Raw genomic sequence first — 25,433 nt, 5'->3', positions numbered from 1 at the left:
AAGGCGCCCGCACGCAGGTCGGTAACGCGCAAAAATGGGAGGAAACTGATGGCCGCACTTCAGAAGATGTTCGATGTCAGAGGCAAGTCGGTGATCGTCACCGGCGGCGCCAGCGGCATCGGCCAGGCCTATGCAGAGATCATGGCCGAGCATGGCGCGAAGGTCTGCATCTTCGACCTGAACCCCGCCGGGCTGGACAAGACCGTCGCCGCGATCAGGGCCGCGGGCGGCGATGTCTGGGGCCAGGTCGTCGATGTCGGCGACCGCGCGGCGATGGCCCAAGCCTTCGACAAGGTGGCTGACAAGGCGGGCTCGATCGATGTCGTGTTCGCCAATGCCGGGATCGACGCCGGACCGGGCTTCAATACCCCGACGGGCGAGAGGAACCCCGAGGGCGCCATCGAGAACCTGCCCGACGAGCACTGGGACAAGGTGATCGAGATCAACCTGACCTCGGTCTACACCACCATCAAGCATGCCGTCCGGCACATGAAGCCGAATGGCGGGGGCCAGATCATCGTCACGTCGTCCATCGCCTCGCTGATCAACGAGAGCATCGTGGGCACGCCCTACATGCCCGCCAAGGCCGCGGTGAACCATCTCGTGCGCCATATGGCGATGGAACTCGGCGCCTACAACATCCGCATCAACGCCATTCTGCCCGGCCCGTTCATCACCAACATCGCCGGTGGCCGGCTGCGCAATCCGGCCGACCGCCAGGCCTTCGAGGCCCAGTCGCTCGTCGGCCGCATCGGCGATCCGGAGGAGATCAAGGGGCTGGCGCTCTACCTGGCGTCGCCCGCCGCGTCCTACGTCACCGGCTCGCTGATCGTCATCGATGGCGGCTCGCTGCTGCGCATGACTTGAAGGAGCTTTGAACTGACGCCGGTCTCGTCGAGGGGACGGGCCGGCTTAACCCAGGGAGGAAATAACATGACCTACCACAACAGACTCGTGAAATCGGGTTTGCCCAGCCGCCGGACCGTGCTGAAGGGGATTGGGGCCGGTGTTGCGGCCGCCAGTACGCTGGCCATGCCGCGCTATGTGCGCGCCGCGACCGCTGGCAAGATCAAGCTTGGCTATCTCAGCCCCACCACCGGTCCGCTCGCCCTCTTCGGCGAGACGGACGGCTACACCTTGCAGAAGATCCGCGCCCTGCTCGGCGGCCAGCTGCAATGCGCCAACGGCAATACCTACGAGATCGAGATCCTCGATCGCGACAGCCAGTCCAATCCGAACAAGGCATCGGAAATCGCCGGCAACCTCATCCTGAACGACGAGGTGCACCTGCTCGTTCCGGCTTCGACCACCGACACGATCCTGCCCGCGGCCGAACAGTCGGAACTCTATGAGACGCCGTGCATCTCCTCGGGCGCGCCCTGGCAGGCGGTGATCATGCCGCGCGGCGGCGGCAAGCAGACCTTCGACTGGACCTACCATTTCTTCTGGGGTCTCGACGAAGCGCTGAACACCTTCGTCGGGCTCTGGAACCATCTGGAGACCAACAAGAAGGTCGGGATGCTGTTTCCCCAGAACATCGACGGCGAGACCTGGGGCAATGACGAATACGGCCTGCCGGCGCCGACCCGCAAGGCCGGCTACGACGTCGTCGTGCCCGGCTACTTCCAGCCGCGCACCAATGATTTCTCCGCCCAGATATCCGAATTCAAGAAGCAGGGTTGTGACATCATCGGCGGCATCACCTATCCGGACGATTTGAAGACCTTCGTCACCCAGTGCAACCAGCAGGGCTTCAAGCCGAAGGCGGTCACGGTGGCAGCGGCGCTGCTGTTCCCAGGCGGCGTCGAGGCGATGGGTCCGCTCGGCGCCGGCATGTCCTCCGAGGTCTGGTGGACGCCGGCCTTCCCGTTCAAGTCGTCGCTGACCGGGCAGGTCAGCCGCGACATCGCCGACCAGTGGGAAGCCGACGCGAAGCGGCAGTGGACGCAGCCGCTGGGCTATTCGCATGCCTTGCTCGAGGTCGCGCTCGACATATTGAAGCGCTCCTCCAATCCGCTCGACCGCCAGGCCAACCGCGACGCGCTGGTCGCCACCGATCTGCAGACGCTGGTCGGCCACATCAAGTTCGACGGTTCGCCGCACAAGAACATCTGCAAGACGCCGATCTTCGGCGGCCAGTGGGTGAAGGGCGAGAAATGGCCCTACGACCTGAAGATCGTCGACAACACGGTCAATCAGCTCTTCGCGCCCCAACAGGCGATCAAGCCGATCGCCTGGTGACATGAGCAGGGACGCGGACGGATCCATGGATAGGGCAATCCTGCTGACGGCGCGCGGCGTGTCGAAGTCCTTCGGCGCCGTCCGCGTCCTGCATGAGGTGAGTTTCGACGTGCATCGGGGCGAGGTACTGGGCATCCTCGGCCCGAACGGGGCGGGCAAGACGACGCTGTTCAACATGATCAGCGGCGATTTGAAGGCATCCGGCGGCGAGATCCAGCTCGGCGACACGGCGCTGCGCGGCGAGCCGCCCTTCCGTCGCTGCCAGATGGGAATCGGACGGACCTATCAGATCCCGCGTCCTTATTCCGGCATGACCACCTTCGAGAACCTGCTGGTCGCCGCCGCGTTCGGCGGCGGCCGGTCGGAGAAGCAAAGCTATGCTTTCTGCGCCCAGGTGCTGCGCGATTGCGAGCTTTCCGACAAGGCCAATGTCTCGGCCGGCGCCCTGACGCTGCTCGACCGCAAGCGGCTGGAACTGGCGCGCGCGCTGGCGTCGGATCCGAAGCTGCTGCTGCTGGACGAGATCGCGGGCGGGCTGACCGACGATGAATCGAAAGCGCTGGTGGCGCTGGTGCGCCGCATCCGCGACCGCGGCATCACCATCGTCTGGATCGAGCACGTGCTGCACGCGCTGCTGGCGGTGGCGGACCGGCTGTTGGTGCTGAACTTCGGCGAGAAGATCGCCGAAGGCGTGCCCGCCGAAGTGATCGCGCTGCCCGAGGTCCAGCGCGTCTATATGGGGATCGAGGCATGACGGCCGTTCTTTCCACCCACGGGCTGCTGGCCCGCTATGGCGATTTCCAGGCGCTCTACGGCATCGACATCGAGCTGCACCAGGGTGAGGCCGTGGCCCTGATCGGCGCCAACGGGGCAGGCAAGTCCACCCTCCTGCGTTCGATCATGGGCCTGCTCCCGGTTGGGCGCGAGATGGTGCGGCTGCACGGCGACCCTGTCGGTGGTACCGCGACCGACCGCATGGTGCAGAAGGGCGTCGCCATCGTGCCGGAGGGCCGCCGCCTGTTCACCGGCATGTCGGTCGAGGACAATCTGCGCGTCGCCATCGACCAGGCCGCGCGCATGGGCGCCAAGGGCGGATGGACGCTGCCACGGCTGCACCAGCTGTTCCCGATCCTCAAGGAGAAGGCCCGCACGCAGGTGCAGAGCCTCTCGGGCGGGCAGCAGCAGATGGTGGCCATCGGCCGCGCGCTGCTGTGCCAGCCGCGCGTGCTGCTTTGCGACGAGATCAGCCTCGGCCTTGCGCCCAAGGTGATCCGCGAGATCTATGCCGCCTTGCCCGAAATCCGTGCCACCGGGACGGCGATGATCGTGGTCGAACAGGATGTCGGCCTCGCCCGGAGCGCCTCGGACCGTCTCTACTGCATGCTGGAGGGGCGCGTGACCCTGACCGGCAGGTCGGCCGAAATCACGCGCGAGCAGATCGGCAAAGCCTATTTTGGAGCGGGCCATGGAGTGGTTTGACGCCTTGGTGCAGGGGATCCTGCTGGGCGGCATGTATGCCCAGTATGCGCTCGGCATGGCGCTGATGTTCGGCGTCATGCGCATCGTCAACATCAGCCATGGCGATCTGGTGATACTTCTGTCGCTGATCGGCATCTCGATGGCTACGGCCTGGGGCCTGGGACCGCTGCCTGTGCTGATCGTGTTGGTGCCGCTCGCGGTGCTTATGGGCTGGGTGCTGCAGAAGGCCGTGCTGAACCGGGTGGTGGGCAGCGACCCGCTGCCTTCGCTGATCGCGACCTTCGGACTGTCGATCGCGCTGCAGAACCTGATGCTGCAGATCTGGTCTGCGAACAGCCGGTCGCTGCCCGGACATGGGATCGAGAGCCAATCCATCGAGATCGGCAGCGTCTATGTCGGCCTGCTGCCGCTGATCGTGCTGGCGGTCGCCACGGGCCTGACCTGGGGCCTCGATCTGACATTGAAGCGCACGCGCTTCGGCCGGGCGCTGCGCGCCGCGTCGGCCGATGTCGAGGCGGCGGCGATGACCGGCATCAACCCGCGCGCCGTCTATGCGATGGCGACGGCGGCGGCGGTCGGCATCCTGGGCTTTGCCGCCGTCTTCCAGGCGCTGCGGTCGACCGTCGCGCCGGCCGATGGACCGGCCCAGCTGATCTACGCGTTCGAGGCGGTGATCATCGGCGGCATGGGTACGGTATGGGGCGCCTTCGTCGGCTCGATGGTCCTCGGCATCTCGCAGGCCATTGGTTTCCGCATCGATCCGGGCTTTGGCGTGCTCGCCGGACACATCGTCTTCCTGATCGTGCTGGCGACCCGCCCCCAGGGCCTGTTCGGAAAGGCATTGTCATGAGTGCGATCCCCTATGTGGAAACCGAGGCGCCCGAAGTCCTGGTGCAGCGCCAGACCCGCTCCGGCCGCGTCGCGATGACGCTGGCGGTGCTGGCGATGATCGCAGTCGCGGCCATGCCGTGGTGGGCCTCGACCGGCACGATCCGCTCGATCCTGGTGCTGTGCTGCTACATCGCCGTCGCGCAGATGTGGAACCTGCTCGCCGGCTATGCCGGCCTTGTCTCGGTGGGCCAGCACGCCTTCATGGGCGCGGCCGGCTATGCGCTTTTCGTGTTGGCGCAGACTTACGGCATCAATCCGTTCGCGGCGGTCTTCCTGTCACTGCTGGTGCCGGCCGCACTTGCCGTGCCGATCTACCTTTTGCTTCATCGCCTGGACGGACCGTATTTCTCGATCGGCACATGGGTGGTGGCCGAGGTCTTCCGGCTGACGGCCTCGAACATGCCGTTGGTCAATTCCGGCGCGGGCATGTCGCTGCGCGTGATGAAGGATTATTCGGCCTTCGAGCGCAATGTCGCCATGTCGCTGCTCTGCGCCGGCATGCTGCTGGTCACGCTCGGCGGCAGCTACTGGCTGCTTCGCTCGCGCTTCGGCCTTGCGCTGATCGCCATGCGCGACAATCCGGTTGCGGCAGCCAGCCAGGGCGTGAATGTCGCAAAGCTGCGCTTCCTGGTCTATGTCGCGTCGGCGGTCGGCTGCGGCCTTGCGGGCGCGATCTATTTCATGGCGCAGCTGCGGATCACGCCGGGTTCGGCCTTCGACCCGATGTGGGCGAATGTGGCGATCTTCATCGTCATGGTCGGCGGGATCGGCTCCATCGAGGGCGTTCTGATCGGATCCCTGATCTTCTTCATCGCCGACCGCTGGTTCGGTGAATACGGCGCAACCTATTTCGTCGTCCTCGGCCTGATGACGCTGCTGGTGGCGCTCTACGCCCGCACGGGCATTTGGGGCCTGATCTCGAAACGGTGGGATGCGCCATGGTTCCCGATCCGACGCAAGCTCGTCGATCCGGACCGCTGAGAGGGAGGTTCTTATGAAAGCAGCCATCTTTGATACGGTCGGCAGTCCGCTGCGCGTCGGCACGGTGCCGGACCCGACGCCGGCGCCCGACGAGGTCGTCCTGCGTGTCGCCGCTTGCGGCATCTGCGGCAGCGACCTGCACATCACCGAGGATCCGGTGCCTTTCGGCATCGGCGGAGGCTTCGTTCTCGGTCATGAATTCGCCGGTGACATCATCGCGCTGGGATCACGCGTGGCGGGCCTTGGGGTCGGTGATCGTGTCGCCGTCGTGCCGATGCGCGGCTGCGGGCACTGCCAGGCCTGCAGGCGCGGCGATCCAGGCCGCTGCCCCGACATGGTGCTGATTGGTGGCGGCTATGCGCAATACGCGGCCGTCACCGCGCGCCAGTGCCATGTCTTGCCCGAAGAGGTGGCACTGGAGGACGGCGCGCTGGCCGAGCCGCTCTCGGTCGCGCTGCACTGCATCGTGCGCTCGGGCATGAAACCGGGAGACCGGGTCGTGATCCTGGGTGCCGGACCGATCGGCCTGCTCGTCGCCTTCTGGGCGCGGCGGATGGGGGCGTCGTGCGTGGTCGTGGCCGATATCCACAGCCATCAGCGCGACCGCGCGCTGGCGCTTGGCGCGACCGGGTTCGCGCTATCGGGCAACAGGCTGGCCGAGAACCTTGCCGATCTCTGCGGCGGTGCGCCCGATATCGTCTTCGAATGCGTCGGCAAGCGCGGTCTCATCGACGCGGCGGTCAAGGCGGTCCGGCTGCAGGGCACGGTGGTCGGCGTCGGGCTGTGCATCGGCGGCGACGAATGGGACCCGTTCGTCGCGCTGACCAAGGAAGTAAACCTGCTGTTCTCGGTCTTCTTCCATCAGCGCAACGAGTTCGGCGTCGCCCTCGATGCGCTGCGCGGCGGACCTTTCGCGCCGCAGGCGCTGATCACCGATCGGATCGACCTCTCGCCGGTTCCGCAGGTTTTCGAGAGCCTTCGCCGCCGTACCACGCAGTGCAAAGTGCTGATCCAGCCCGACCTTGTCTGAGGAGGAATAAGAATGACCGTTCAGTTCGAAACGCTCGACTACGATGTCGGCGGCATAAAAACGGTGGTGAAGGCCATCGGCAAGGGCAAGCCCGTGCTGTTCCTGCACGGCGCCTCGACGCTGGAAGGTTTCGACTTTGCAGCAGGTCTCGCCGACCGGTTCCGCGTTCTGTGCCCCAGCCATCCGGGCTTCGGCTTTTCGGGTGCCGCGCCGCATGTGGCTGGGATGTCCGACATGGTTCTACACTATCTGAACCTGCTCGATGCCCTGAAACTGTCGGAAAAACCTCATCTCATCGGCTTTTCCATGGGCGGCTGGATGGCGACGGAGCTGGCCGGCCTTGCCCGCGAGCGCTTCGACAAGGTGGTGCTGGTCGCGCCGGCAGGGCTCAACGATCCCGCGCACCCGGCCACCGATCTGGGCGCGGTCGCGCCGCAGGAACTGCCGGCCTTTCTGTCGCATGACGTCTCGGTGGCGTTGCGCTATTTCCCCGACGGCTCCGACCCGGCCTTTGCGGAGGCCTTCGGCGCCGACCGCGCCCGCGAAGGCGGGACGCTGGGCCGCCTGCTGGCGCCATTCGGCATGGGCCACCCCAATCTGCGCCGCTTCCTGGCGCGCATCACCAATCCGGCACTGGTCGTCTGGGGCACCAAGGACCGTCTGCTGCCGGCCAGCCAGGCGCCACTCTTCGTCGAGGCGCTCCCGGATGCACGCCTGATCCTGGTCGAGGATGCCGGCCATTTCGTCATGCAGGAAAAACCAGAAACGCTGAACAAGATCGGCGACTTCCTCGCCGGCTGATCACAACTCAAACAAGGAGGAGAAAACGATGAACAAACCCATCAAGCATGGCTCATGGGGAACGACCGTCGACCATCGCGACCTGCTGGAGAAGATCGCCGAGATCGGGCCGATCCTGGAAGCCAATGCCGCCGCCGACGAGGAGAGCGGCGAACTGACCCAGGCTACGTTCGAGGCGCTGAAGCCGCTGCGCATGTCGCATATCTTCGCCGCCGAGAGCCTTGGCGGCGCGCAGTTGCCACCCACGCAGGGCCTTGAGCTGATCGAGGCGATCACCTGGCATTCGGGATCGGCGGGCTGGGTTTCGATGGTGCATTGCTGCATCGGCGCGATGTCGGCGGCCTTCCTGCCGGACAGCGCGGTCGCGCGGCTTTTCGCGCCGGGCACCGACAACCGTTTCTCGGGGCAGGGCGCGCCGCTGGGCATGCTGAAGAAGGTCGACGGCGGCTATCGGCTGAACGGCAAGTGGAGCTATGGCAGCGGTTTCAGCCACGCCACCTACAGCCACAGCGCCGCCTTCGTCGATGACGGCACCGGCAAGCCCGCCAAGGACGAGAACGGCAATGTCATCGTCATGTGTGCGCATGCGCCGATTTCCGAGCACAAGCAGCTCGGCAATTGGGACGTGCTGGGCCTCGGCGGCACCGGCTCCATCGACTATGCGGCCGAGGAGGTCTTCATCGCCGACGATCTCGTCTTCCCGATCCTGACCGCGCCGCCGCTGCGCCAGAAGGAGTTCTTCAGCCTCGGTGTCGTGGGCCTCGCCGCCATCGGCCATACCGGCTGGGCTCTCGGTGCCGGCCGGCGGATGCTGGACGAGATCGCCAAATTCGCCCGCTCGAAGTCGGGCCGCGCCGGGCTGATCGGCGAGAGCGAGAAGTTCTGGCACGACTATGGCCGCGCCGAGGCCCGCTATCGTGCCGCCCGCGCCTTTGTCTTCGAAACCTGGCGCGACGTCGAGGCGACGGTCGAGGCCGGCAACAGGATGTCGACGCGGCAGATCAGCCTTGTGCATCTCGCCAAGTCCGAGATTCACGAAGTTGGCGTCGATATCTGCAACTTCGCCTACCGCGCAGGTGGCGGTGCGTCGCTGCGCGCCGGTGTGATCCAGCGCACCTTCCGCGAGATGATGGTGGCGGCCAACCACTTCACGATCGCGCCGTCGATCGTCACCTCGGCCGGCCGCGACATCGGCGGCATGTGGAGCGACCGCGTCTGGCAGTTCTACGACCTGATCGAGAAGAAGTAGTCCGAAGGGCCGGGCGGGTGGACACCGCCCGGCCGCCTTTCCACGCAGCAGAAGAGACATGTCGATGAACGCGCCGCATCCGATGACCAACGCCTTTCGCGAAGCCTTTCGCCGCCATCCGGCGGGCGTCGCCGTGATCACGGCCGACCCCGGCGACAGACCGGTGGCGATGACCGTGTCCTCGCTGATCTCGGTGAGTGCCGCGCCGCCGGTCGTCGCCTTCTCGCTGTCGATGAAATCGACCTCGTCCGAGCCCCTGCTGCGGGCCGAGACCATGGTGATCCACCTGCTCCGCTTCACCGATATCGACCTGGCGCAACTCTGCGCGTCGAGCGGCGCGGAACGCTTCCCGCCCGGGGGCGCCTGGGCGCGGCTGCCCACGGGGGAACCGCGCTATACCGGCGTTTCGACCTGGTTTCGCGCACGCCGGCTCGGCCTGCTGCCGATCGAGGGCGCGACGCTGGTCGCGGCGGAGTTGCTGGAAGGCGAGGTACAGCCGGACGAGGTCCCTCCTGAGGCGCATTCGCTGGTCTATCTCGACCGTCGTTGGCATCGCCTGCACAAGGAACTGGACGGCGTGGCCGAGCTGCTCGATACGTCCCGTTTTCTTTAAGCCCGCCTGTGGGCGAGGCGGGCTCAAAATATCGCTCGACGATATGGCGAGTGGCCATCGCGCTGCCGGAAGGGCTGCCACCCGCCGGGGGTAATCCCTGTGCTACTTCGGATTCCTCAAGCCGTTTGTCTTGCGCCACGCCTCGTACTCTGCGCGGGCGTCGTCATGCAGCGGATAATAGCGTTGCAACGGGGCGCCCTGGAGGAGCTTCTCGCGCGAGAATACTTCCCAATCGTGATGCTTCTTGGCTTCCTCGATGACCTTTGCCGCCATTGCGACAGGAACCACCACGACGCCGTCGTCGTCGGCAACGATGATGTCGCCGGGGATCACCGTGACACCGCCGCAGGCAATCGGAACGTTGACGGCATTGGGATAGATGCTGGTCTGCACATGATAGTTCGGCGTCCAGCCGCGCAGCCATAGCGGCAGGTCGAGCTTCTCGACATTGGGCCTGTCGCGCATGCATCCATCGATGACGATGCCCGCGCCGCCTCTGCCCTTGAAGTAGGTGGACATCATATCGCCGAAGACACCCGAGCTCATGTCGCCGCGCGCGTCGACCACGACCACGTCGCCGTCCTGGGCGTGATAGAGCACATGCCGATGCAGTTGCGTCTCCGGATCGGCATATTCTCCCTCGTTGAAGAGATCCGGCCGCTGCGGCAGGAACTGCAGTGTCAGCGCCGGCCCGACGATCGACTTGCCGTGGTTCTGCGCCACCGGTCCGACCATATGCGGATTGCGGAAGCCCATGTGGCCGAGCGTGCCGGCAACGGTCGCGGCACCGATCTCCCTCAGTCCCGCGATCAGGTCCTTGGGCGGCCGGATGATGTCGGAGGTATGCGTCATGGTGGACTCCGGTTGAAATTGAACTACCAGTTGGTGACAGAACCATCGCGGCGCTTGAGGTGGGGCGCTTCCCAGAAGCGGAAGCTCTGCGCCTGGATCGCCGCCTCATTGACCTCGACGCCGAGCCCCGGCAGATCGCCGACCGGATAGGCGGGGCCGTCGAGTTGCGGTTGCACGGGGAAGAACTCGGAACTGTCGAAACCCAGCTTTCTTTCCGGCACCCTGGTCTCGAGCCAGGCGAAATTGGGGACCGCGGCGGCGAGATGCACGGTCGCGGCCGTGCACACCGGGCCGAGCGGATTGTGCGGCATCAGGTCGACATAGTGCGCCTCGCTCCAGCCAGCGATCTTCATCGCTTCGGTGAGCCCGCCGACATTGCAGACATCGAGTCGGTTGAACTGATGGATGCCGCGCTCGATGTAGGGCAGGAACTGCCACTTGCTGGCAAATTCCTCGCCGATGGCGAACGGGATGTCGGTCATCGTGCGCAGGGATTCGTAGGCTTCCGGGGTTTCGTCGCGTATCGGTTCCTCGAGGAAATCGAGCACGCCGCGGCCGAGCTTGTTGCAGAAGCTCGCCGCCTCGGCCACCGACAGCCGATGATGATAGTCGATGCCGAGGACCGCGTCGTCGCCCAGGGCCTCACGGGCCCTGTTCAGCATCCGCGCGGTCACGCCGATCGACTCGCGCGGCTCGAAGATGTCCTTGCTGCTTTGCCCGGCGGGGAAGAAGCGGATCGCCTGCCAGCCCTGTTCGTACAATTCGCGGGCTCGTTCGATGGCAACATCGCCCTCGGCCTCGTCTCCGGTCGAGGCGAAAGTGGGGACGCGGTCGCGCTGCTTGCCGCCGAGCAATTCGTAGACCGGCACGCCCAGCGCCTTGCCCTTGATGTCGTGAAGCGCGATGTCGATGGCGGAAATCGCCGCCTGCAAAACGCGGCCGCCTTCAAAATACTGGCTGCGATAGGCCTCTTGCCAGATGCGGCCGATCTGCAGGGGATCGCGGCCGATGAGGAATTCGCGATAGTGTTCGACCGCGCCGGTCACGGCCCTCTCGCGGCCGCTCAAGCCACTCTCGCCCCAGCCGAAGATGCCCTGGTCGGTCTCGACCTTCACCAGCATCTGGTTGCGCGTTCCCACCCACACCGGGTAGGGCTTGATCGCAGTGATCTTGAGCTTCGTCGTCATCCACGCCCGCGTCCCAAACGCCTGTCTCAGGCGGCCTCGAGAGCCATTTCAGTTTCGCCGTCGAACAGGTGCATCCGCTCCTGGTCGAACTCGAGCCAGATCTGCTCGTCAGGTTTGACGGCAATGTTGGGGGACACGCTGATGTTGACGATGGCGCCGGAGAGCAGCGCCTGCACGAAGGTGACGTCTCCGGTTGGTTCCACCGTATAGGCCTTGGCCGGGATGGCGCCTGGGACCGCGCTTTTGTGGAGTTTGATCGTCGAGTGTCGCGCACCGAGCACGATCTTCCTGGTGGTCGCACTCTGGGCCTTGCGCGCGTTGCGTCGCGACAGCTGGAGGCTCCAGCCTTCCGCGCTCTTCAGGACGGTGTCGCCGTTTGCCGTCGATGCCTCCAGCGGAATAAGGCTCATCGCCGGGCTGCCGACGAAGCTGGCGACGAACATGTTGGCGGGATGCGCGAAAACCTGCGCCGGCGAATCATATTGCTGCAGATAGCCGCCGTTCATCACAGCCATCCTGTCCGCCATGGTCACGGCCTCGAGCTGGTCGTGCGTCACATAGACGATCGTCGCCTTGAGGTCCTGATGGAACCGCTTGATTTCGGACCGCATCTGCACGCGCAGCTTTGCGTCGAGATTGGAGAGCGGTTCGTCCATCAGGAACACCGCCGGATCTCGAACAAGCGCGCGGCCGAGCGCCACGCGCTGCTGTTGCCCGCCCGAAAGTTCGCGCGGCTTGCGCTCGAGCAACTGCGTCATGTCGAGTACCCGCGCCGCTTCCCGGACCTTCCTGTCGATCTCGGCCCTGGGCAGCTTGCGCATCTGCAGCGGGAAGGCGAGGTTCATGTAGACCGACTTTTGCGGATAGAGCGCGTAGTTCTGGAACACCATTGCGATGTCGCGGTCCTTGGGGTCGAGGTCGTTGACCACCTGGTCGCCGATGACGATGTCGCCCGATGTGATCGGGATCAGCCCGGCGATGAGGTTGAGCGTCGTCGTCTTGCCGCAGCCCGAGGGGCCGACGAGCGCGACGAACTCGCCGTCATTGACCGTCAGCGAAACCTCGTTGACGGCTTTGAAGCCGCCATAGGTCTTGACGAGATCCTTGAGGACCACATGGGCCATCGGCAACTCCCTAGTGCTTGACCGCGCCTTCTGTAAGGGCGCGTACGAAGTATCGTTGCAGGACGAGGAACAGCACCACGACGGGCACGCTCATCATGAAGCTGGCTGCCATCAGGCCTGGAAAGTCCGTCGTGTTTTCCGAGAAGAAGCGCTGGATGCCGACCGGCAGCGTCAACTGCTCGTTCTTGGAGAGGAAGGTGTAGGCGTAGATGTACTCGTTCCAGGCGCCGATGAAGGAATAGATCGCCGTGGCGATGATGCCCGGCGTCGAGAGCGGCATGACGATCAGGATGAAGGCCTGGAACCGCGTTGCCCCGTCGATGCGCGCCGCCTGTTCGAGCTGCACCGGGATGTTGTCGTAGAAGCCCTTGAGCAGCCAGATCGCCAGCGGCAGACCGAAGGTGAGATAGGTGAGAACGAGCGAGCCATGCGTGTTCACCAGCCCGATCGCGCGCATCAGGATGAAGAGCGGCACGAGAAAGATCACCGCCGGGAACATGTTGCGAAGCAAGACGGTGAAGAACAGGAAGTTCCGGCCCGGGAAGGTGAAGCGCGAAAACGCGTAGGCTGCGGGAACCGCCACGATCACCGAAAGGACAGTCGTGGCGGTGGAGACGAAAAGGCTGTTCCAGAAGAAGCGGAGGAAGTCCTGGCCGACACTGTTCTGCGGATCGAGCAGCTTCTGGTAGCTGGCGAGGGTCGGTTGGTCAGGCCACCATTGCGGCGGGAATTGCATCGCGGCGAAGCCGGACTTGATCGAGGTGATCAGCATCCAGGCCATCGGCAACGCTGTGTAAAGCAGCATGAACACGAGGAAGATGCGCCCGCCCCAGCGCCATCCGTCTATGCGCATGCGGCGAGGGGCCTGGCCTCGAGGAGGAGTCTCGGCAATCGTGCTCATGCGCCCCCATCCTTGCGGTCGTTGCCACTTAGCGCGCGGACGTAGAAGTAGCCCAACGTCATCAGGATGATGAACAGCAGCACCGAATAGGCCGATGCCACCCCCCAGCGCTGCCGGCCGAAGGCGAGCTCATAGATGTGGGTGATCCAGATATGCGATGCGTTCGACGGCCCGCCGCCGGTCATGATCCAGGGGATGATGAAGGAGTTGAAGTTGGCGACTGCCAGCAGCAGGATCGTCACTGTCGAGACATTGCTCAAATGCGGGAAGGTGACGTGCCAGAAGCGCTGCCACGCATTGGCTCCGTCGACCTTTGCGGCGCGCAGCAGCTGCTCGGGAACCGTCTGCAGGCCTGCCATCATCATGATCATGGCAAACGGAAATTCGCGCCAGATGTTGACGACGATCAGGGAGGGCAGCACCGTTGAGACGCTGTCGATGAAATTCGGCGGCCGGTCGGCCAATCCGAGGCCGACCAGCACCGCGCCGATGATGCCGAAGTCCGAGTGGTAGATCCACTTCCAGATATAGGAGGCGGCGACCGCGCTGATGACCCAGGGAATGATCAGAATGGCGCGCAGGACACCACGGCCGAAAAAGTCGCGGTGGAGCGCCAGCGCGGCGGCAAACCCCAGGACGAAGGAGATGACGGTGGATCCCACAGTCCAGATCAGCGTGTTCCAGGTGACCTTCCAGAACACCGCGCTGGTGAGGATGGCGGTGTAGTTGTTGAAGCCGATGAAGGTCTTGTCGCGAAGCTGCAGGCCAGGCGGCGTATTAAAGAACGACAGCTCGATCGTGTAGTAGATCGGATAGGCGATGACGACGAGCATCACGGCGATCGCGGGCAGCACGTACGCGTAGTCGGCGCGATGCTCCCAGATCTTGCGCAGCACGCCGGCTCCACCGGGTTGCAATCTTCGGCGAGCCTCGGCCTTGCCGGTCACGATCGTCACTTTGGCGTGCCCTTGTTCTTCGGAACGAACCGGCTGACCCTCGGAGCAGCCGGCCAAGATCGCAGGTCAGGCTCGGACTAGAGTCCGCCCATCAGGTCTCTCACCTTCTTGGCCGCGTCGTCCGCTGCCTGATCGACGGTCATCGCTCCGGTCAGGGCATTCTGCAGCATGTCCGGGATGATGATGTTCATGATCTCGGGAGATTGCGGCAGCGCCGGGAACGGGATGCCGTATGGCAGCATCGAGGTGGTGACATCGAGGAACTTGATCTTGTCCAGGCGCTCCTTCATCCATTTGGTCTTGAAGCCGTTGAGATTGCCCGGGTTCGAGCCGGCATAGGCCATCTTCAGCGACCATTCCGGGCTGGTCCACATGCAGATGATGGCCTTCGCAGCCGGTTCGTCCACCTTGCCGCCCTCGACATATTCGGGCTTCAGTATGTGGATGTTCGAGCCGCCGAACACGACCGCGCGCTTGCCGTCAGGGCCGGTCGGAATAAGGCCGTAGCGCATGTTGTCGATGACGGTCTGCGCCTTGTCCTTGTCGGTGCCGGTCGCCTTCTTCTGCAGGTCGAGCATGACGTTGTAGTCGGACGGGTGCGAGATCATCATGCCGAGCTGGCCGGCGAGGAACAGCGGCTGGTTGTCGGCCTGCTGGTTGGTGAGCGCCGAAACCGGAACCGACTTGTCGCGGACGTACATGTCGTAAGAGGCTTGCAGCGCCGCCTTGCTCTGCGGGCTGTCGAGTTCGATCTGCTGATAGGTCGGGTTCGCCTTGGCTTCGTCGAAGACGCCGCCGCCATAGGCCCACAACTGAGGCATGAAGCGATACGGGGTATTGCCGGCATTCTTGCGCGCCACGAGGCCGTAACCGGCAATGCCGAGCTTGTCGTGGATCTGCTTGGAATATTTGACGACGTCGTCCCAGGTTGCCGGAGCCTTGTCCGGATCGAGGCCCGCGCGCTTGAAGATATCGGCATTCCAGATGAACGCCATCGTTTCATTGTTGGTTGGAATGCCGTAGGTCACGCCATCCCAGGTCACGGCTTTCATGGCGCCGGGCCAGAAATCATCCGTCGAATACCCTACATCCTCGGGCTTGAGCGGCTGCAGATAGCCCTTTGAAGCGAACTCGGTGCCGCCCAGGATTTGCAGGCGGACCGCCATCGGCGCCGCATTGCCAAGGAGCGCCGTGCGGAACTTGTCCAGGAGATCGTTGTAGGTGAGGGCCTGTTCCTCGAGCTGAATGTTCGGATAAGTCTTGCGGAAGGTCTCGAAGAAATCCTTGTAGTACTGGCGCAAGAGATCGGGGTCGCCCTCGAACACGCCCTGATACCAGAAGGTCAGTCGCCCCTTGTAGTCGAGCGGGGTGACCTTGGCGCAATCGGCCGCCGTGTCAAATTCCTGCGTGCCCGCAATGGAGCGCACATATTCCGGCGACCACTTGCTCAAGTCGACCGGCGGAGCAGCCAGAACCGGTGCGGACATCAACGATGCGATTAATGCAGTGGAGACAGTGCCGCGCAGGACGGCACCGCCGAGTGTGAACCTCGTCATAGGTATCCTCCAGGTTTCTCTCCCATGCCGCTCTGCATCGAGGCGAGCGGCTTTATTCGTCGACCGCGGGGACATCTCCTCAAATGTATCCCTTCGAGCGCTTTACACGTTTTCAGATCGCAGATTGGCTGTCAACGCAACAAATCGTACATTGTTTATGGAAATCGTGCGTGATATCGAAAAAGTCGTGTATTCATGGAAGGGGAACCGGCCTTGGCCGAAACGCGGGAATTCAAAGCAGAGCCACCCGAGGGGATCGATCCTCTTGGGGCCTCGAGCGAGGGCGCCTCGCTTTATGAGCTGATCAGGGAGGACATAATCGAGGGCCGGCTCGCCGCCAACGAGCGGCTTGTGGTCACCGATCTGGCCCGGCGTCACGGCACCTCGACCAATCCCGTGCGCGAGGCCCTGCAACTGCTGCGTGGGGAAGGCTTTGTCACCTTTCTCCCCAATCGCGGGGCGCGCGTGCGGCCCATAGACCAGGATTTTGTCCGCGATATCTACGAGATCGGTGTGCTGATCGAGCCGGCCCTGACGCGATGGTTCGTGAGCATGGCCACCGACGAGGACATCGCCGAACTCGAACGTCTTCAAGGTCTGATCGAAGAGAACAACTTCGCCGACACGTTCAGGCACAGCGAGCTGGACACCGCCTTTCACACCGTGATGTACCAGCGGCACTACAACCGCCATGCCGCCGAGCTTTGGTGGAAGCATCGCGAAGTGCTGCGCGCCGTGAGCCGGCGTTTCAATTTCACGCTCGCCCGGCGTGCCGCGATCATTCGCGAGCACCGCGAACTCATCGCGCATGTGAAGGCGGGAAATGCCGACGAGGCAGCCGAACTCATCGCGCGCCATGTCGAGGGCTCCGGGCGGCATGTCCTCGAACACATGCGCGCGCGCAACGCCGCGCGGGCAGGGTAGAGCAATCGGCCCGGAACACCGCTCTTCGGGTCTTCCAGATAAAGGTAGTTGAGAGATGAAAATCACGAGCATTCGGCCGTGGCTGATCAAATCCGATGCTTCTTATTGGGGAGAGTACCTGTTCGTCGAAGTCACGACCGACGAAGGGGTGAGCGGCTGGGGAGAGATCACCACCACGACAAAGCTTGCCAACCGTGCGCTCTGCACGATCCTGCGACTGATCGGCGCCGCCGTGACCGGCGAGGATCCGGCGCGCATAGAGCACCTGTGGCACAAGATTTTTCGCAGCTTCACCTATATGGGCAGCCGCGGCGCCGCCGTCGAATGCGTGAGCGCCATCGACATAGCCCTCTGGGACATCCGTGGCAAAGTCCTCGGCAAGCCGATCTACGAGTTGCTGGGTGGACCGGTGCGCGAGGAAATCGCGCTCTACACCCATCCCAACCAGGCCAAATTCACCAGCAAGGAGGCTGTGGTCCGCGAAATCAGCGACATCGTCGAATCCGGGCACACAGGGCTCAAGTTCGACCCTTTTCCGCATCAGGGCCGCGGCGCCGATGGGCTGTCGCGCGAGCAGCGGGACGGCTATCTCGATGGCAGCATGACCCGCAAGGACGAGCGCGAAGCAGCCGAACTCACGGCTCTGATCCGCGAAACGGCAGGCCCCCACGTCGACATCCTCATCGATGCGCATGGCCGCTTCGACGTCCCCACCGCCATTCGCCTCTGCCGCAGCCTGGAGGAAGCCGGCCAGATCGACTGGTTCGAGGAGCCCTGTCCGCCCGAAAGCCTCAACGCGCTCAAACAGGTTCGTGACAAGGTCAGCGCCCCAATCTCGTGGGGCGAGCGCGGCCATACGAAATGGGATTTCGTGCCGGTGCTCGAGAACAAGCTCGCTGACTACATCATGCCTGACGTCACCTGGACCGGCGGCATTACCGAACTCAAGAAGATTTCCGCCCTGTGCGAAGCCTACTACATCCCGGTCTCGCCGCACGATGCCGCGGGGCCGATCAACGTGGTCGCGGGGGCGCAGGTGATGATGACCGTTCCGAACTTCTACAAGCTCGAAACGTCGGAGTGGAACCTGGGCAAATACGATCACCTCATCGACAGACCGCTCGATGTTTCGAACGGCAGCCTCAAGCTGACGTCGAAGCCTGGTCTCGGTGTCGAGATGAACCGCGACTACCTGCAAGCCCATGAGATCGAGCTGAGCTAGCAAGGCTCAACTTCGGCACGCGCCTGGGGCGACAAGCCCCCGACCAGAACGAGGACAAATCATGCCAAAAACGGGTGGAGCCGGCGAGGCTCTCAATCGGGTCAACACGAATTCCAAGCCATCCGACCTTCGCATCACCGACATGCGGGTGGCCGAAATCGTCGGCGCGCCGTTCACCTCGGCGCTGCTCAAGATCTATACCAACCAGGGCATCGTCGGGCTCGGCGAGGTGCGTGACGGCGCCAGCGCCACCTACGCGCTGATGCTGAAGAGCCGGCTGCTTGGCGAGAACCCTTGCGACATCGATCGCCTGTTTCGCCGCATCAAGCAGTTCGGCGGTCACGGCCGGCAAGGCGGCGGCGTCTCGGCGGTCGAGATCGCGTTGTGGGATCTCGCAGGCAAGGCCTATGGCGTCCCCATCTACCAGATGCTCGGCGGCAAGTTCCGCGATCAGGTGCGCGTCTATTGCGATACCGATGCCGAGAAACCGAGCGGCACCGAAACCGGAAAGCGCCTCAAGCAGCGCATGGACCGCGGTTTCACCTTCCTCAAGATGGACCTGGGCTTGATGCAGATCGCCCATGTCCCGGGCGCCGTGTCCGCGCCCGCCGGCGCGCTCGAAGGATTTCATGCCAATCCGCGCGGCCGTGGCGGCACGCTCGAAGAGCGCAAGGCCCGCAATCTCGCCTACGACGCGCAGAACGTGCAGCACCCGTTCACCGGCCTGCATTTCACCGAAAAGGGGATCGACCTGCTCGAGCAGTACATCCACGAGGTTCGCGAGGTGATCGGATACGAGATCCCGCTCGCCATCGACCATGTCGGCCACATCTCGCTGCAGGACGGCATACGCCTGTCGCGCCGTATCGAGAAATACGTTCCAGCCTGGCTGGAGGATGTGATCCCCTGGCAACACACCGAGCAGTACCGGCAGTTGCAGGGGGCCACCACGGTGCCGATCTGCACCGGCGAGGACATCTATCTCAAGGAGGGCTTCGAGCCGCTGCTCAAGAGCGGCGGCCTTTCCGTCATCCACCCGGACCTGCTTACCAGCGGGGGTATTCTCGAGACCAAGAAGATCGGCGACATGGCGCAGGATCACGGCGTCGCCATGGCCATCCATATGGCCGAAAGCCCGATCGCCGCGATGGCCGCCGCGCATGTCGCCACCGCGACCGAGAACTTCATGGCGCTCGAATACCATTCCGCCGATGTCGACTGGTGGGACGATATCGTCACCGGCCTGCCCAAGCCGCTCGTCAAGGACGGCTTCATCACCGTGCCCGACAGACCGGGGCTGGGCATAGACGATGTGGTCGACGAGGTGATCAGCCAGCATCTGCAGCCCGGTGTCACGGGGATATGGCAATCCACCGAGCATTGGAACAATGAATATAGCTGGGACCGGACCTGGAGTTAGCCCAGACCCCCTGCCATCATTCCCGCCAGGCTCACGGGGCCAACAACCGACCATTCGTGTCGACCTCGCCCAAGGGAGAGGCGAAGAAAGAAACGGACGAAACCATGATCTACGAACTGCGTATCTATGACTGCCTGCCGGGCAGGTTGCCGGCTTTGCTCAAGCGCTTTTCCGACCAAACGCTGGCCATCTGGGAGAGGCATGGCATCCGCCAAGCCGGGTTTTTCACCACGGCGATCGGCGAAAACAGCAATCGCCTCACCTATTTCCTCGCCTGGGAATCGCTGGCCGAGCGTGAGGCGAAATGGTCGGCTTTCGTCACCGATCCGACATGGCACAGGGCCCGGGACGAGTCTGAGCGCGACGGGCAGATCATTGCCAATATCAGCAGCCAGCTGCTCACGCCGACAGCTTTCTCGTCTGTGAACTAGGACTGCGCCATGAAGATCACCGACCTGCGCTGCGCCGTCATCGGGCGGCATCCCATCGTTCGCGTCGTCACTGACGAGGGTCTCTACGGTCTGGGCGAAGTCGAGTTCACAAAGACCTATCTCAAGCCCTTCGTGCTGCATTTCCGCGAGGCGCTGATCGGCGAGGATCCGACCGACGTCGAGCGGGTGATGCTGAAGATCCGCCAGCGCGGCTCGTTCAAGCCCTATGGCGCCGCCGTCTCCGCCATCGAGCACGCCTTGTGGGACATCGCCGGCAAGGCGGCGGGCGTGCCGGTCTACAAGCTGCTCGGCGGCAAGGTGCGCGACAAGGTACGCGTCTACAACGGCTCGATCCGCCGCAAGCGCGCCGGCGACCGGCCGGAGGATTACGCCGCCGACGCCAAATGGATGATGGAGCAGCCGCAGAATTTCTTCATGATCAAGCAGGGAATCTCGTTCCATTCCAACATGAAGGACAGCATCGAGGGCTTCCACTACGGTGTGACGCAGAAGAAGGCCGGCTATCACGGCGCCATGGATCAGGGCGTGATCAGCGAGCGCGGCTTCAATCACATGCTCGACTGCGTGATCGCGATGAAGGAGGTGCTGGGCGACAAGGTCAGCCTGGCGCTCGACTGCGGCCCGGGCTGGATGCTGCCCGATGCGATCAAGTTCGCCCGCGCGGTCGAGAAGTACAATCTGATGTGGCTCGAGGACATGCTGACCGGCGACTATGTGCCATGGGTCAATCCGCAGGCCTATCGCGAGCTGACCACCTCCACATCGACGCCGATCCATACCGGCGAGCAGATCTACCTCAGGCACAATTTCAAGGAACTGATCGAGACGCAGGCGGTGCGGGTGATCGGTCCGGACCCGGCCGATATCGGCGGCATTGCCGAGCTCAAATGGGTTGCCGAGCACGCCTATATGCACTCGATCCTGATGGCGCCGCACGGCACCGCGAACGGCCTGCTCGGCCTCGGCGCGCTGATCAATGTCTGCGCCACCTTGCCGGCAAATTACGTCGCATTCGAATATCCCAGCGCCTCTGACCCGTGGTGGGAGGATCTGGTGATCGGCCTGCCGGCGCAGATCGTCAAGGACAGCATGGTGGACCTGCTGGAAGCGCCGGGCCTGGGGCTCGATATCGACGCCGAAGCGGCCAGGAAGTATCTCAGCGAAGAGGATGCGGGCTTCTTCGACTGAACCATCCTTCTTTCGCTCAACGTCGCCGGCATGCAGCCCAAGCTCCCCTTTCCATGTTGAGGTCGACCGCGCCGGGAGTAATAGTCGCGGCGGAGTTCGTGAGGAGGAAGAGATGACGCTCAACTTCGACCCGAGAGCGAAGGCCACGACGCTCTACCATGGCGAATTCCGGCCGATGTTCGTCGGCGGCAAGTGGGTCGCGGCGCGGTCCGGCGAGGAGATGCAGGCGCTGAACCCGGCGACAGGCGAGGTGCTGGCCACGGTGCCGCGCGGCGGGGCGGCCGATGTCGACGCGGCCGTGGCCGCCGCACGCGCGGCCTTCGAAGGGCCGTGGTCGAAATTCTCGCCCTATGAGCGACAATGCGTGCTGTTGCGCATCGCCGACCTGTTCGAGACGCATTGGGAAGAGCTCAGCGTTTCCGACACGCTCGACATGGGGCTGCCGATCACCCGCACGCTGGCCAACCGGCGCCGTGTCATCGGCATGCTGCGCTTCTATGGCGGCATGGCGACGGCGCTGCATGGCGAGGCGATCGACAACTCGATCCCTGGCGAGATCGTCTCCTTCACGAGGCGCGAGCCGGTCGGCGTCGTCGGCGCGATCATTCCCTGGAACGCGCCGACCGCCGCTTCGATCTGGAAGATCGCGCCGGCGCTGGCCACCGGCTGCACCATCGTGCTGAAGCCCTCGGAGGAGGCGTCGCTGACGCCGTTGCTGATCGCGCGTCTGATGCAGGAAGCCGGCGTGCCCGACGGCGTCGTCAACATCGTCACCGGCACCGGGGCGGAGGCCGGGGCGCGGCTCGCCGAACATCCCGACGTCAACAAGATCGTCTTCACCGGCTCGACGCTGACCGGACAAGCCATCGCGCGGGCGGGAGTGGCCAACCTCAAGCGGGTTTCGCTGGAACTCGGCGGCAAGTCGCCGATCATCGTCTGCCGTGACGCCGATATCGACAAAGCCGTTCCGGTCGCGGCGATGGCGGTGTTCGTGCATTCAGGGCAGATCTGCATCGCCGGTTCGCGGCTGTTCGTGGCGCGCGAAATCCACGACGAGTTCGTGCGCCGCGTCGCGGAATTCGCCGGCAGGCTGCGCATCGGCCATGGCATCGAGGCGGAAACCGAAATCGGGCCGCTGATCAATGCCAGGCAGGCCGGCAAGGTGGAGGGCTATATCAAGGCCGGCAGCGACGAGGGCGCCAAACTGGTCGCCGGCGGCTCGCGGCTGACGGGCGCGCTTTATGACGGCGGCAACTTCATCGCGCCGACCGTCTTCGGTGCAGTGTCGGACAAGATGACCATTGCGCGTGAAGAGATCTTCGGACCGGTCATCTCGGCGATGCCCTTCGACACGCTCGACGAAGCGGTGGCGCGCGCCAATGCGACGCCCTATGGGCTCGCCGCCGGCATCTTCACCACGCATCTCGGCACCGCGCACAAGCTGGCGCGCCGCATCAAGGCCGGCTCGGTCTGGGTCAACATGTACCATGCCATCGACCCGGCGGTGCCGTTCGGCGGCATGAAGATGTCCGGCTATGGACGCGAGGGCGGCATCGAGCATCTGCATGAGTATCTGGAGACCAAGTCTGTCTGGATCCAGACAGACTGACGGGTGTGCGGGGCTGACGCGCTGTGCGGTTCGCTGCGGCGCAGGCAAATCGCGGGACAGGCGAACCGTTGCAGGGGGGAACCTTTGTTCGGCTGGTGATTTTTGCCTATATAGGAGATACGAATGGCCAGGAGGGTGTTGCCGATGACGACGAAACGGGTTGCGATCTGCGCTCTTGCCGTGGCGATGGCCTGTGGCATGTCAATGTCGGCATCCGCCGGGTCCAGACATCGCCATCACCAGGCCGAGCCGGAACGCTACGTTCCCGCCGATGACGATCTCATCGGCTTCCTGTTCGGCGGTCCGCGCTACTACGACCAGCAGCTGTTCACGACAGCGGCGGGCGCCTGTTCCTATCACCGGGTCGGGCCGGATGCGAACGCGTTGAACAAGATCAACGATCATCACTGCGGAAAGTAGCTGGCCGCTTGGCGGTCAGCGCAAGCCAGTGTCAGGCCCGGCAGTCAATGGCAACTCCAGCAGCCTGAAACTGGCTGATTTCAACGGTTTGCAGCGGGACCCGCCAGTTCCGCGCGAATCTCGTCGCCGTGTTCGTCGCGCGCGGGACCTATCGTCGGCGTCTTTTGCGCCCATCCGGAAAAGCGCGGAGCGGCGGCTGCCTGCAGGACGCCGTCCACCGCCAGCCACGAGCCGCGCGCGGCCATGTGCGGATGCTGTGCTGCTTCCCATGGATTGAGCACCGGGGAGACGCAGGCGTCGGAGCCTTCGAACAGGCTTGTCCATTCGTCGCGCGGTTTTGCGGCAAAGATCGCCGCCAGCCGGCTGCCGAGTTCCGGCCAGAGATCACGGTCGAATTGCTTGGAGAATTGCGGATCGGCGGCGAGGCCGAGCCTGTCGAGAAACAGCGTATAGAATTTCGGCTCGAGGCACTGGACGCTGATGAAACCGCCGTCGGCGCTGCGATAGACGCGGCACCAGTGCGGGCCGTCGAGAAGGCTTTGGCCGCGTTCGGCGACGAGCCCGCCGGACTGGCCGAGCCCCATCAGCAGGTTCATCATGTGGGCCGAGCCGTCGACGATGGCCGCGTCGACCACCGTGCCCTGGCCGCCGGCACGCGCGCTCATGATGGCGGCCAGCATGCCGATCACCAGGTAAAGCGCGCCGCCGCCTATGTCGCCGGTGAGCGTCGGCGGCGCCATCGGCGGCTCGCCCGGCAAGGAGGCGTACCACAGCGCGCCGGACACGCCGGTATAATTCAAATCATGCCCGGCGGCGCGGGCGAGGGGACCGCCCTGGCCCCAGCCGGTCATGCGGCCGTAGACCAGGCTTGGATTGGCCGCGAGGCAGGCATCCGGGCCGAGGCCGAGGCGCTCCATGACGCCGGGCCGAAATCCCTCGATCAGGCCCTCGGCGGTGGCGATGAGGCGCATCAGCACAGCGACATCCCCGGCATCCCGGAGATCGAGCGCGATGGAGCGCTTGCCGCGATCGAGCAGCGAGCGTTCGGGCAGGCCCGGCACGGGCGCCTGCTTGCGGTGGACGACGATGACATCGGCGCCGAGATCGGCGAGCAACATGCCGGCGAAAGGCGCCGGCCCGAGCGCCTCGATCTCGACGATTCGCGTCCCTTTCAGCATTCCCCCCTCCACGGCGTTCAGGCCCAGAGTACGGCGCAAGGTGACGGTGTGTAACCCCGCTGTTTTGGCATTGAAGCAAGTGCCGCTCGCATATACTTCAGGGCCATGAAAAAAATCGGTTTTCTGTCATTCGGGCACTGGACGCCCTCGTCGCAATCGCAGGTGCGCTCGGCGTCCGACGCGCTGCTGCAATCCATCGATCTCGCCGTCGCGGCCGAGCAGCTCGGAGCCGACGGCGCCTATTTCCGGGTGCATCATTTCGCCCGCCAGCTCGCTTCGCCGTTCCCGCTGTTGGCTGCTGTGGGCGCCAAGACCAGCCGCATCGAGATCGGCACGGCGGTCATCGACATGCGCTATGAGAATCCGCTCTACATGGCCGAGGATGCCGGTGCCGCCGACATCATCGCCGGCGGGCGGCTGCAGCTTGGCATCAGCCGTGGCTCGCCAGAGCAGGTGATCGATGGCTGGCGCTATTTCGGCTACCAGCCGCAGGAAGGCAAAAGCGACGCCGACATGGCGCGGCATCACGCCGAGGTCTTTCTCGACACGCTGCGCGGCGAGGGGTTCGCGCAACCCAATCCACGGCCGATGTTCCCCAACCCGCCCGGCCTGCTTCGGCTCGAGCCGCATTCGGAAGGTCTGCGCGAGCGTATCTGGTGGGGCGCGGCCACCAACGCCACTTCGGAATGGGCGGCCAAGCTCGGCATGAATCTGCAGAGCTCGACGCTCAAATTCGACGAAAGCGGCAAGCCCTTCCACATCCAGCAGGCCGAACAGATCCGGATCTATCGCGAGGCGTGGAAAGCGGCCGGGCACGCGCGTGAACCACGCGTCTCGGTCAGCCGCAGCATCTTCGCGCTGGTCGACGACCGCGACCGCGCCTATTTCGGCCGCGGCAATGAAAGCCGCGACCAGATCGGTTTCATCGAGGAAAATACGCGAGCGATCTTTGGCCGCAGCTACGCCGCCGAGCCTGACGTGCTGATAAAGGAGCTGGCGCAGGACGAGGCGATCGCCGAGGCCGACACGCTGCTGCTGACCGTACCCAACCAGCTCGGCGTCGACTACAACGCCCACGTCATCGAGGCGATCCTAACCCATGTCGCGCCGGCCCTGGGCTGGCGCTGACGGCCGCGCCATGTAACCATCGATCGCGGTT

25 protein-coding genes are annotated in these 25,433 nt (G+C 64.3%); 18 read left to right on the top strand and 7 right to left on the bottom strand.

The genetic code is table 11. The features are described from left to right. The first annotated feature begins 48 nt into the window (after nt 1-48). The 10 genes from CK227_RS26900 (at nt 49) to CK227_RS26855 (ending at nt 9,285) form a co-directional block, all read left to right on the top strand. Nucleotides 49-867 carry an SDR family NAD(P)-dependent oxidoreductase gene (locus CK227_RS26900; RefSeq protein ID WP_095774991.1) on the top strand — a complete coding sequence of 273 codons (819 nt, stop codon included), beginning with the start codon at nt 49-51 and terminating at the stop codon, nt 865-867. Nucleotides 868-933: 66 nt separating this feature from the next. After that, entirely contained in the window at nt 934-2,241 is a 1,308-nt protein-coding gene (locus CK227_RS26895; RefSeq protein WP_095774990.1) for an ABC transporter substrate-binding protein, read from the top strand. 25 nt (nt 2,242-2,266) lie between these two features. Further along, nucleotides 2,267-2,995, top strand: a complete 729-nt coding sequence (locus CK227_RS26890; protein WP_095774989.1) for an ABC transporter ATP-binding protein — start codon at nt 2,267-2,269, stop codon at nt 2,993-2,995. Then, on the top strand, nt 2,992-3,720 hold the full coding sequence (locus tag CK227_RS26885) for an ABC transporter ATP-binding protein (protein WP_019859752.1): 729 nt from the start codon (nt 2,992-2,994) through the stop codon (nt 3,718-3,720). The genes CK227_RS26890 and CK227_RS26885 overlap by 4 nt, the downstream gene beginning before the upstream one ends. Further along, complete coding sequence (locus CK227_RS26880; protein ID WP_095774988.1) at nt 3,707-4,570, top strand: branched-chain amino acid ABC transporter permease; 864 nt, start codon at nt 3,707-3,709, stop codon at nt 4,568-4,570. The genes CK227_RS26885 and CK227_RS26880 overlap by 14 nt, the downstream gene beginning before the upstream one ends. Beyond that, complete coding sequence (locus CK227_RS26875) at nt 4,567-5,592, top strand: branched-chain amino acid ABC transporter permease (RefSeq protein ID WP_095774987.1); 1,026 nt, start codon at nt 4,567-4,569, stop codon at nt 5,590-5,592. The genes CK227_RS26880 and CK227_RS26875 overlap by 4 nt, the downstream gene beginning before the upstream one ends. A gap of 13 nt (nt 5,593-5,605) precedes the next feature. Next, nucleotides 5,606-6,622, top strand: a complete 1,017-nt coding sequence (locus tag CK227_RS26870) for an alcohol dehydrogenase catalytic domain-containing protein (RefSeq protein ID WP_095774986.1) — start codon at nt 5,606-5,608, stop codon at nt 6,620-6,622. 12 nt (nt 6,623-6,634) lie between these two features. Then, entirely contained in the window at nt 6,635-7,423 is a 789-nt protein-coding gene (locus CK227_RS26865; RefSeq protein WP_095774985.1) for an alpha/beta hydrolase, read from the top strand. A 28-nt stretch (nt 7,424-7,451) separates the two neighbouring features. Next, nucleotides 7,452-8,672 carry an acyl-CoA dehydrogenase family protein gene (locus tag CK227_RS26860; RefSeq protein ID WP_095774984.1) on the top strand — a complete coding sequence of 407 codons (1,221 nt, stop codon included), beginning with the start codon at nt 7,452-7,454 and terminating at the stop codon, nt 8,670-8,672. Nucleotides 8,673-8,730: 58 nt separating this feature from the next. Continuing rightward, nucleotides 8,731-9,285 carry a flavin reductase family protein gene (locus tag CK227_RS26855; protein ID WP_245318270.1) on the top strand — a complete coding sequence of 185 codons (555 nt, stop codon included), beginning with the start codon at nt 8,731-8,733 and terminating at the stop codon, nt 9,283-9,285. Nucleotides 9,286-9,387: 102 nt separating this feature from the next. Here CK227_RS26855 and CK227_RS26850 read toward each other — a convergent pair whose 3' ends face one another. From CK227_RS26850 to CK227_RS26825, 6 genes are all read right to left on the bottom strand, one after another. Next, nucleotides 9,388-10,137 (bottom strand): ribonuclease activity regulator RraA, encoded by a 750-nt coding sequence (locus CK227_RS26850; RefSeq protein WP_095774983.1) that lies wholly within the window; start codon nt 10,135-10,137, stop codon nt 9,388-9,390. A 23-nt stretch (nt 10,138-10,160) separates the two neighbouring features. Next, a complete protein-coding gene (locus tag CK227_RS26845; RefSeq protein WP_095774982.1) occupies nt 10,161-11,324 on the bottom strand; it encodes a mandelate racemase/muconate lactonizing enzyme family protein in 1,164 nt (387 codons plus the stop codon). Nucleotides 11,325-11,350: 26 nt separating this feature from the next. Next, complete coding sequence (locus CK227_RS26840; protein ID WP_095774981.1) at nt 11,351-12,448, bottom strand: ABC transporter ATP-binding protein; 1,098 nt, start codon at nt 12,446-12,448, stop codon at nt 11,351-11,353. A 10-nt stretch (nt 12,449-12,458) separates the two neighbouring features. Then, a complete protein-coding gene (locus CK227_RS26835) occupies nt 12,459-13,349 on the bottom strand; it encodes a carbohydrate ABC transporter permease (RefSeq protein ID WP_095774980.1) in 891 nt (296 codons plus the stop codon). After that, nucleotides 13,346-14,305: a sugar ABC transporter permease gene (locus CK227_RS26830; RefSeq protein WP_095774979.1), complete on the bottom strand. Its 960-nt coding sequence runs from the start codon at nt 14,303-14,305 to the stop codon at nt 13,346-13,348. The genes CK227_RS26835 and CK227_RS26830 overlap by 4 nt, the downstream gene beginning before the upstream one ends. Before the next feature lie 77 nt (nt 14,306-14,382). Beyond that, nucleotides 14,383-15,861: a sugar ABC transporter substrate-binding protein gene (locus CK227_RS26825; RefSeq protein ID WP_095774978.1), complete on the bottom strand. Its 1,479-nt coding sequence runs from the start codon at nt 15,859-15,861 to the stop codon at nt 14,383-14,385. A gap of 213 nt (nt 15,862-16,074) precedes the next feature. Between CK227_RS26825 and CK227_RS26820 the strand changes: the two genes are divergently transcribed. The 7 genes from CK227_RS26820 to CK227_RS26790 all read left to right on the top strand — a co-directional run bounded on the left by CK227_RS26820 (nt 16,075) and on the right by CK227_RS26790 (nt 23,096). Next, on the top strand, nt 16,075-16,785 hold the full coding sequence (locus CK227_RS26820; protein ID WP_095775052.1) for a GntR family transcriptional regulator: 711 nt from the start codon (nt 16,075-16,077) through the stop codon (nt 16,783-16,785). A 55-nt stretch (nt 16,786-16,840) separates the two neighbouring features. Further along, nucleotides 16,841-18,007, top strand: coding sequence for a mandelate racemase/muconate lactonizing enzyme family protein (locus CK227_RS26815; protein ID WP_095774977.1), 1,167 nt, complete (start codon nt 16,841-16,843; stop codon nt 18,005-18,007). A gap of 61 nt (nt 18,008-18,068) precedes the next feature. Next, nucleotides 18,069-19,427, top strand: coding sequence for a mandelate racemase/muconate lactonizing enzyme family protein (locus CK227_RS26810; RefSeq protein ID WP_095774976.1), 1,359 nt, complete (start codon nt 18,069-18,071; stop codon nt 19,425-19,427). A 104-nt stretch (nt 19,428-19,531) separates the two neighbouring features. After that, nucleotides 19,532-19,858, top strand: a complete 327-nt coding sequence (locus tag CK227_RS26805) for an NIPSNAP family protein (protein WP_095775051.1) — start codon at nt 19,532-19,534, stop codon at nt 19,856-19,858. A gap of 9 nt (nt 19,859-19,867) precedes the next feature. Then, a complete protein-coding gene (locus CK227_RS26800) occupies nt 19,868-21,067 on the top strand; it encodes a mandelate racemase/muconate lactonizing enzyme family protein (RefSeq protein ID WP_095774975.1) in 1,200 nt (399 codons plus the stop codon). Nucleotides 21,068-21,179: 112 nt separating this feature from the next. After that, complete coding sequence (locus tag CK227_RS26795; RefSeq protein ID WP_095774974.1) at nt 21,180-22,676, top strand: aldehyde dehydrogenase family protein; 1,497 nt, start codon at nt 21,180-21,182, stop codon at nt 22,674-22,676. 144 nt (nt 22,677-22,820) lie between these two features. Next, nucleotides 22,821-23,096 (top strand): hypothetical protein, encoded by a 276-nt coding sequence (locus CK227_RS26790; RefSeq protein ID WP_095775050.1) that lies wholly within the window; start codon nt 22,821-22,823, stop codon nt 23,094-23,096. An 80-nt stretch (nt 23,097-23,176) separates the two neighbouring features. Here CK227_RS26790 and CK227_RS26785 read toward each other — a convergent pair whose 3' ends face one another. Continuing rightward, entirely contained in the window at nt 23,177-24,274 is a 1,098-nt protein-coding gene (locus CK227_RS26785; RefSeq protein WP_095774973.1) for a CaiB/BaiF CoA-transferase family protein, read from the bottom strand. Nucleotides 24,275-24,379: 105 nt separating this feature from the next. Between CK227_RS26785 and CK227_RS26780 the strand changes: the two genes are divergently transcribed. After that, complete coding sequence (locus CK227_RS26780) at nt 24,380-25,402, top strand: LLM class flavin-dependent oxidoreductase (protein WP_095774972.1); 1,023 nt, start codon at nt 24,380-24,382, stop codon at nt 25,400-25,402. The last annotated feature ends 31 nt before the right edge of the window (nt 25,403-25,433 follow it).

The organism is Mesorhizobium sp. WSM4308 (assembly GCF_002294905.1).
GTDB lineage: Bacteria > Pseudomonadota > Alphaproteobacteria > Rhizobiales > Rhizobiaceae > Mesorhizobium.
This window is presented reverse-complemented; position numbering and strand designations above follow the sequence as displayed.

Excerpts from the sequence above, each read along its gene's own strand:
- CK227_RS26900 (WP_095774991.1), top strand. The coding sequence starts at position 49 with ATGGCCGCACTTCAGAAGATGTTCGATGTCAGAGGCAAGTCGGTGATC.
- CK227_RS26895 (WP_095774990.1), top strand. The coding sequence starts at position 934 with ATGACCTACCACAACAGACTCGTGAAATCGGGTTTGCCCAGCCGCCGG.
- CK227_RS26890 (WP_095774989.1), top strand. The coding sequence starts at position 2,267 with ATGGATAGGGCAATCCTGCTGACGGCGCGCGGCGTGTCGAAGTCCTTC.
- CK227_RS26885 (WP_019859752.1), top strand. The coding sequence starts at position 2,992 with ATGACGGCCGTTCTTTCCACCCACGGGCTGCTGGCCCGCTATGGCGAT.
- CK227_RS26880 (WP_095774988.1), top strand. The coding sequence starts at position 3,707 with ATGGAGTGGTTTGACGCCTTGGTGCAGGGGATCCTGCTGGGCGGCATG.
- CK227_RS26875 (WP_095774987.1), top strand. The coding sequence starts at position 4,567 with ATGAGTGCGATCCCCTATGTGGAAACCGAGGCGCCCGAAGTCCTGGTG.
- CK227_RS26870 (WP_095774986.1), top strand. The coding sequence starts at position 5,606 with ATGAAAGCAGCCATCTTTGATACGGTCGGCAGTCCGCTGCGCGTCGGC.
- CK227_RS26865 (WP_095774985.1), top strand. The coding sequence starts at position 6,635 with ATGACCGTTCAGTTCGAAACGCTCGACTACGATGTCGGCGGCATAAAA.
- CK227_RS26860 (WP_095774984.1), top strand. The coding sequence starts at position 7,452 with ATGAACAAACCCATCAAGCATGGCTCATGGGGAACGACCGTCGACCAT.
- CK227_RS26855 (WP_245318270.1), top strand. The coding sequence starts at position 8,731 with ATGTCGATGAACGCGCCGCATCCGATGACCAACGCCTTTCGCGAAGCC.
- CK227_RS26850 (WP_095774983.1), bottom strand. The coding sequence starts at position 10,137 with ATGACGCATACCTCCGACATCATCCGGCCGCCCAAGGACCTGATCGCG.
- CK227_RS26845 (WP_095774982.1), bottom strand. The coding sequence starts at position 11,324 with ATGACGACGAAGCTCAAGATCACTGCGATCAAGCCCTACCCGGTGTGG.
- CK227_RS26840 (WP_095774981.1), bottom strand. The coding sequence starts at position 12,448 with ATGGCCCATGTGGTCCTCAAGGATCTCGTCAAGACCTATGGCGGCTTC.
- CK227_RS26835 (WP_095774980.1), bottom strand. The coding sequence starts at position 13,349 with ATGAGCACGATTGCCGAGACTCCTCCTCGAGGCCAGGCCCCTCGCCGC.
- CK227_RS26825 (WP_095774978.1), bottom strand. The coding sequence starts at position 15,861 with ATGACGAGGTTCACACTCGGCGGTGCCGTCCTGCGCGGCACTGTCTCC.
- CK227_RS26815 (WP_095774977.1), top strand. The coding sequence starts at position 16,841 with ATGAAAATCACGAGCATTCGGCCGTGGCTGATCAAATCCGATGCTTCT.
- CK227_RS26810 (WP_095774976.1), top strand. The coding sequence starts at position 18,069 with ATGCCAAAAACGGGTGGAGCCGGCGAGGCTCTCAATCGGGTCAACACG.
- CK227_RS26805 (WP_095775051.1), top strand. The coding sequence starts at position 19,532 with ATGATCTACGAACTGCGTATCTATGACTGCCTGCCGGGCAGGTTGCCG.
- CK227_RS26800 (WP_095774975.1), top strand. The coding sequence starts at position 19,868 with ATGAAGATCACCGACCTGCGCTGCGCCGTCATCGGGCGGCATCCCATC.
- CK227_RS26795 (WP_095774974.1), top strand. The coding sequence starts at position 21,180 with ATGACGCTCAACTTCGACCCGAGAGCGAAGGCCACGACGCTCTACCAT.
- CK227_RS26790 (WP_095775050.1), top strand. The coding sequence starts at position 22,821 with ATGACGACGAAACGGGTTGCGATCTGCGCTCTTGCCGTGGCGATGGCC.
- CK227_RS26785 (WP_095774973.1), bottom strand. The coding sequence starts at position 24,274 with ATGCTGAAAGGGACGCGAATCGTCGAGATCGAGGCGCTCGGGCCGGCG.
- CK227_RS26780 (WP_095774972.1), top strand. The coding sequence starts at position 24,380 with ATGAAAAAAATCGGTTTTCTGTCATTCGGGCACTGGACGCCCTCGTCG.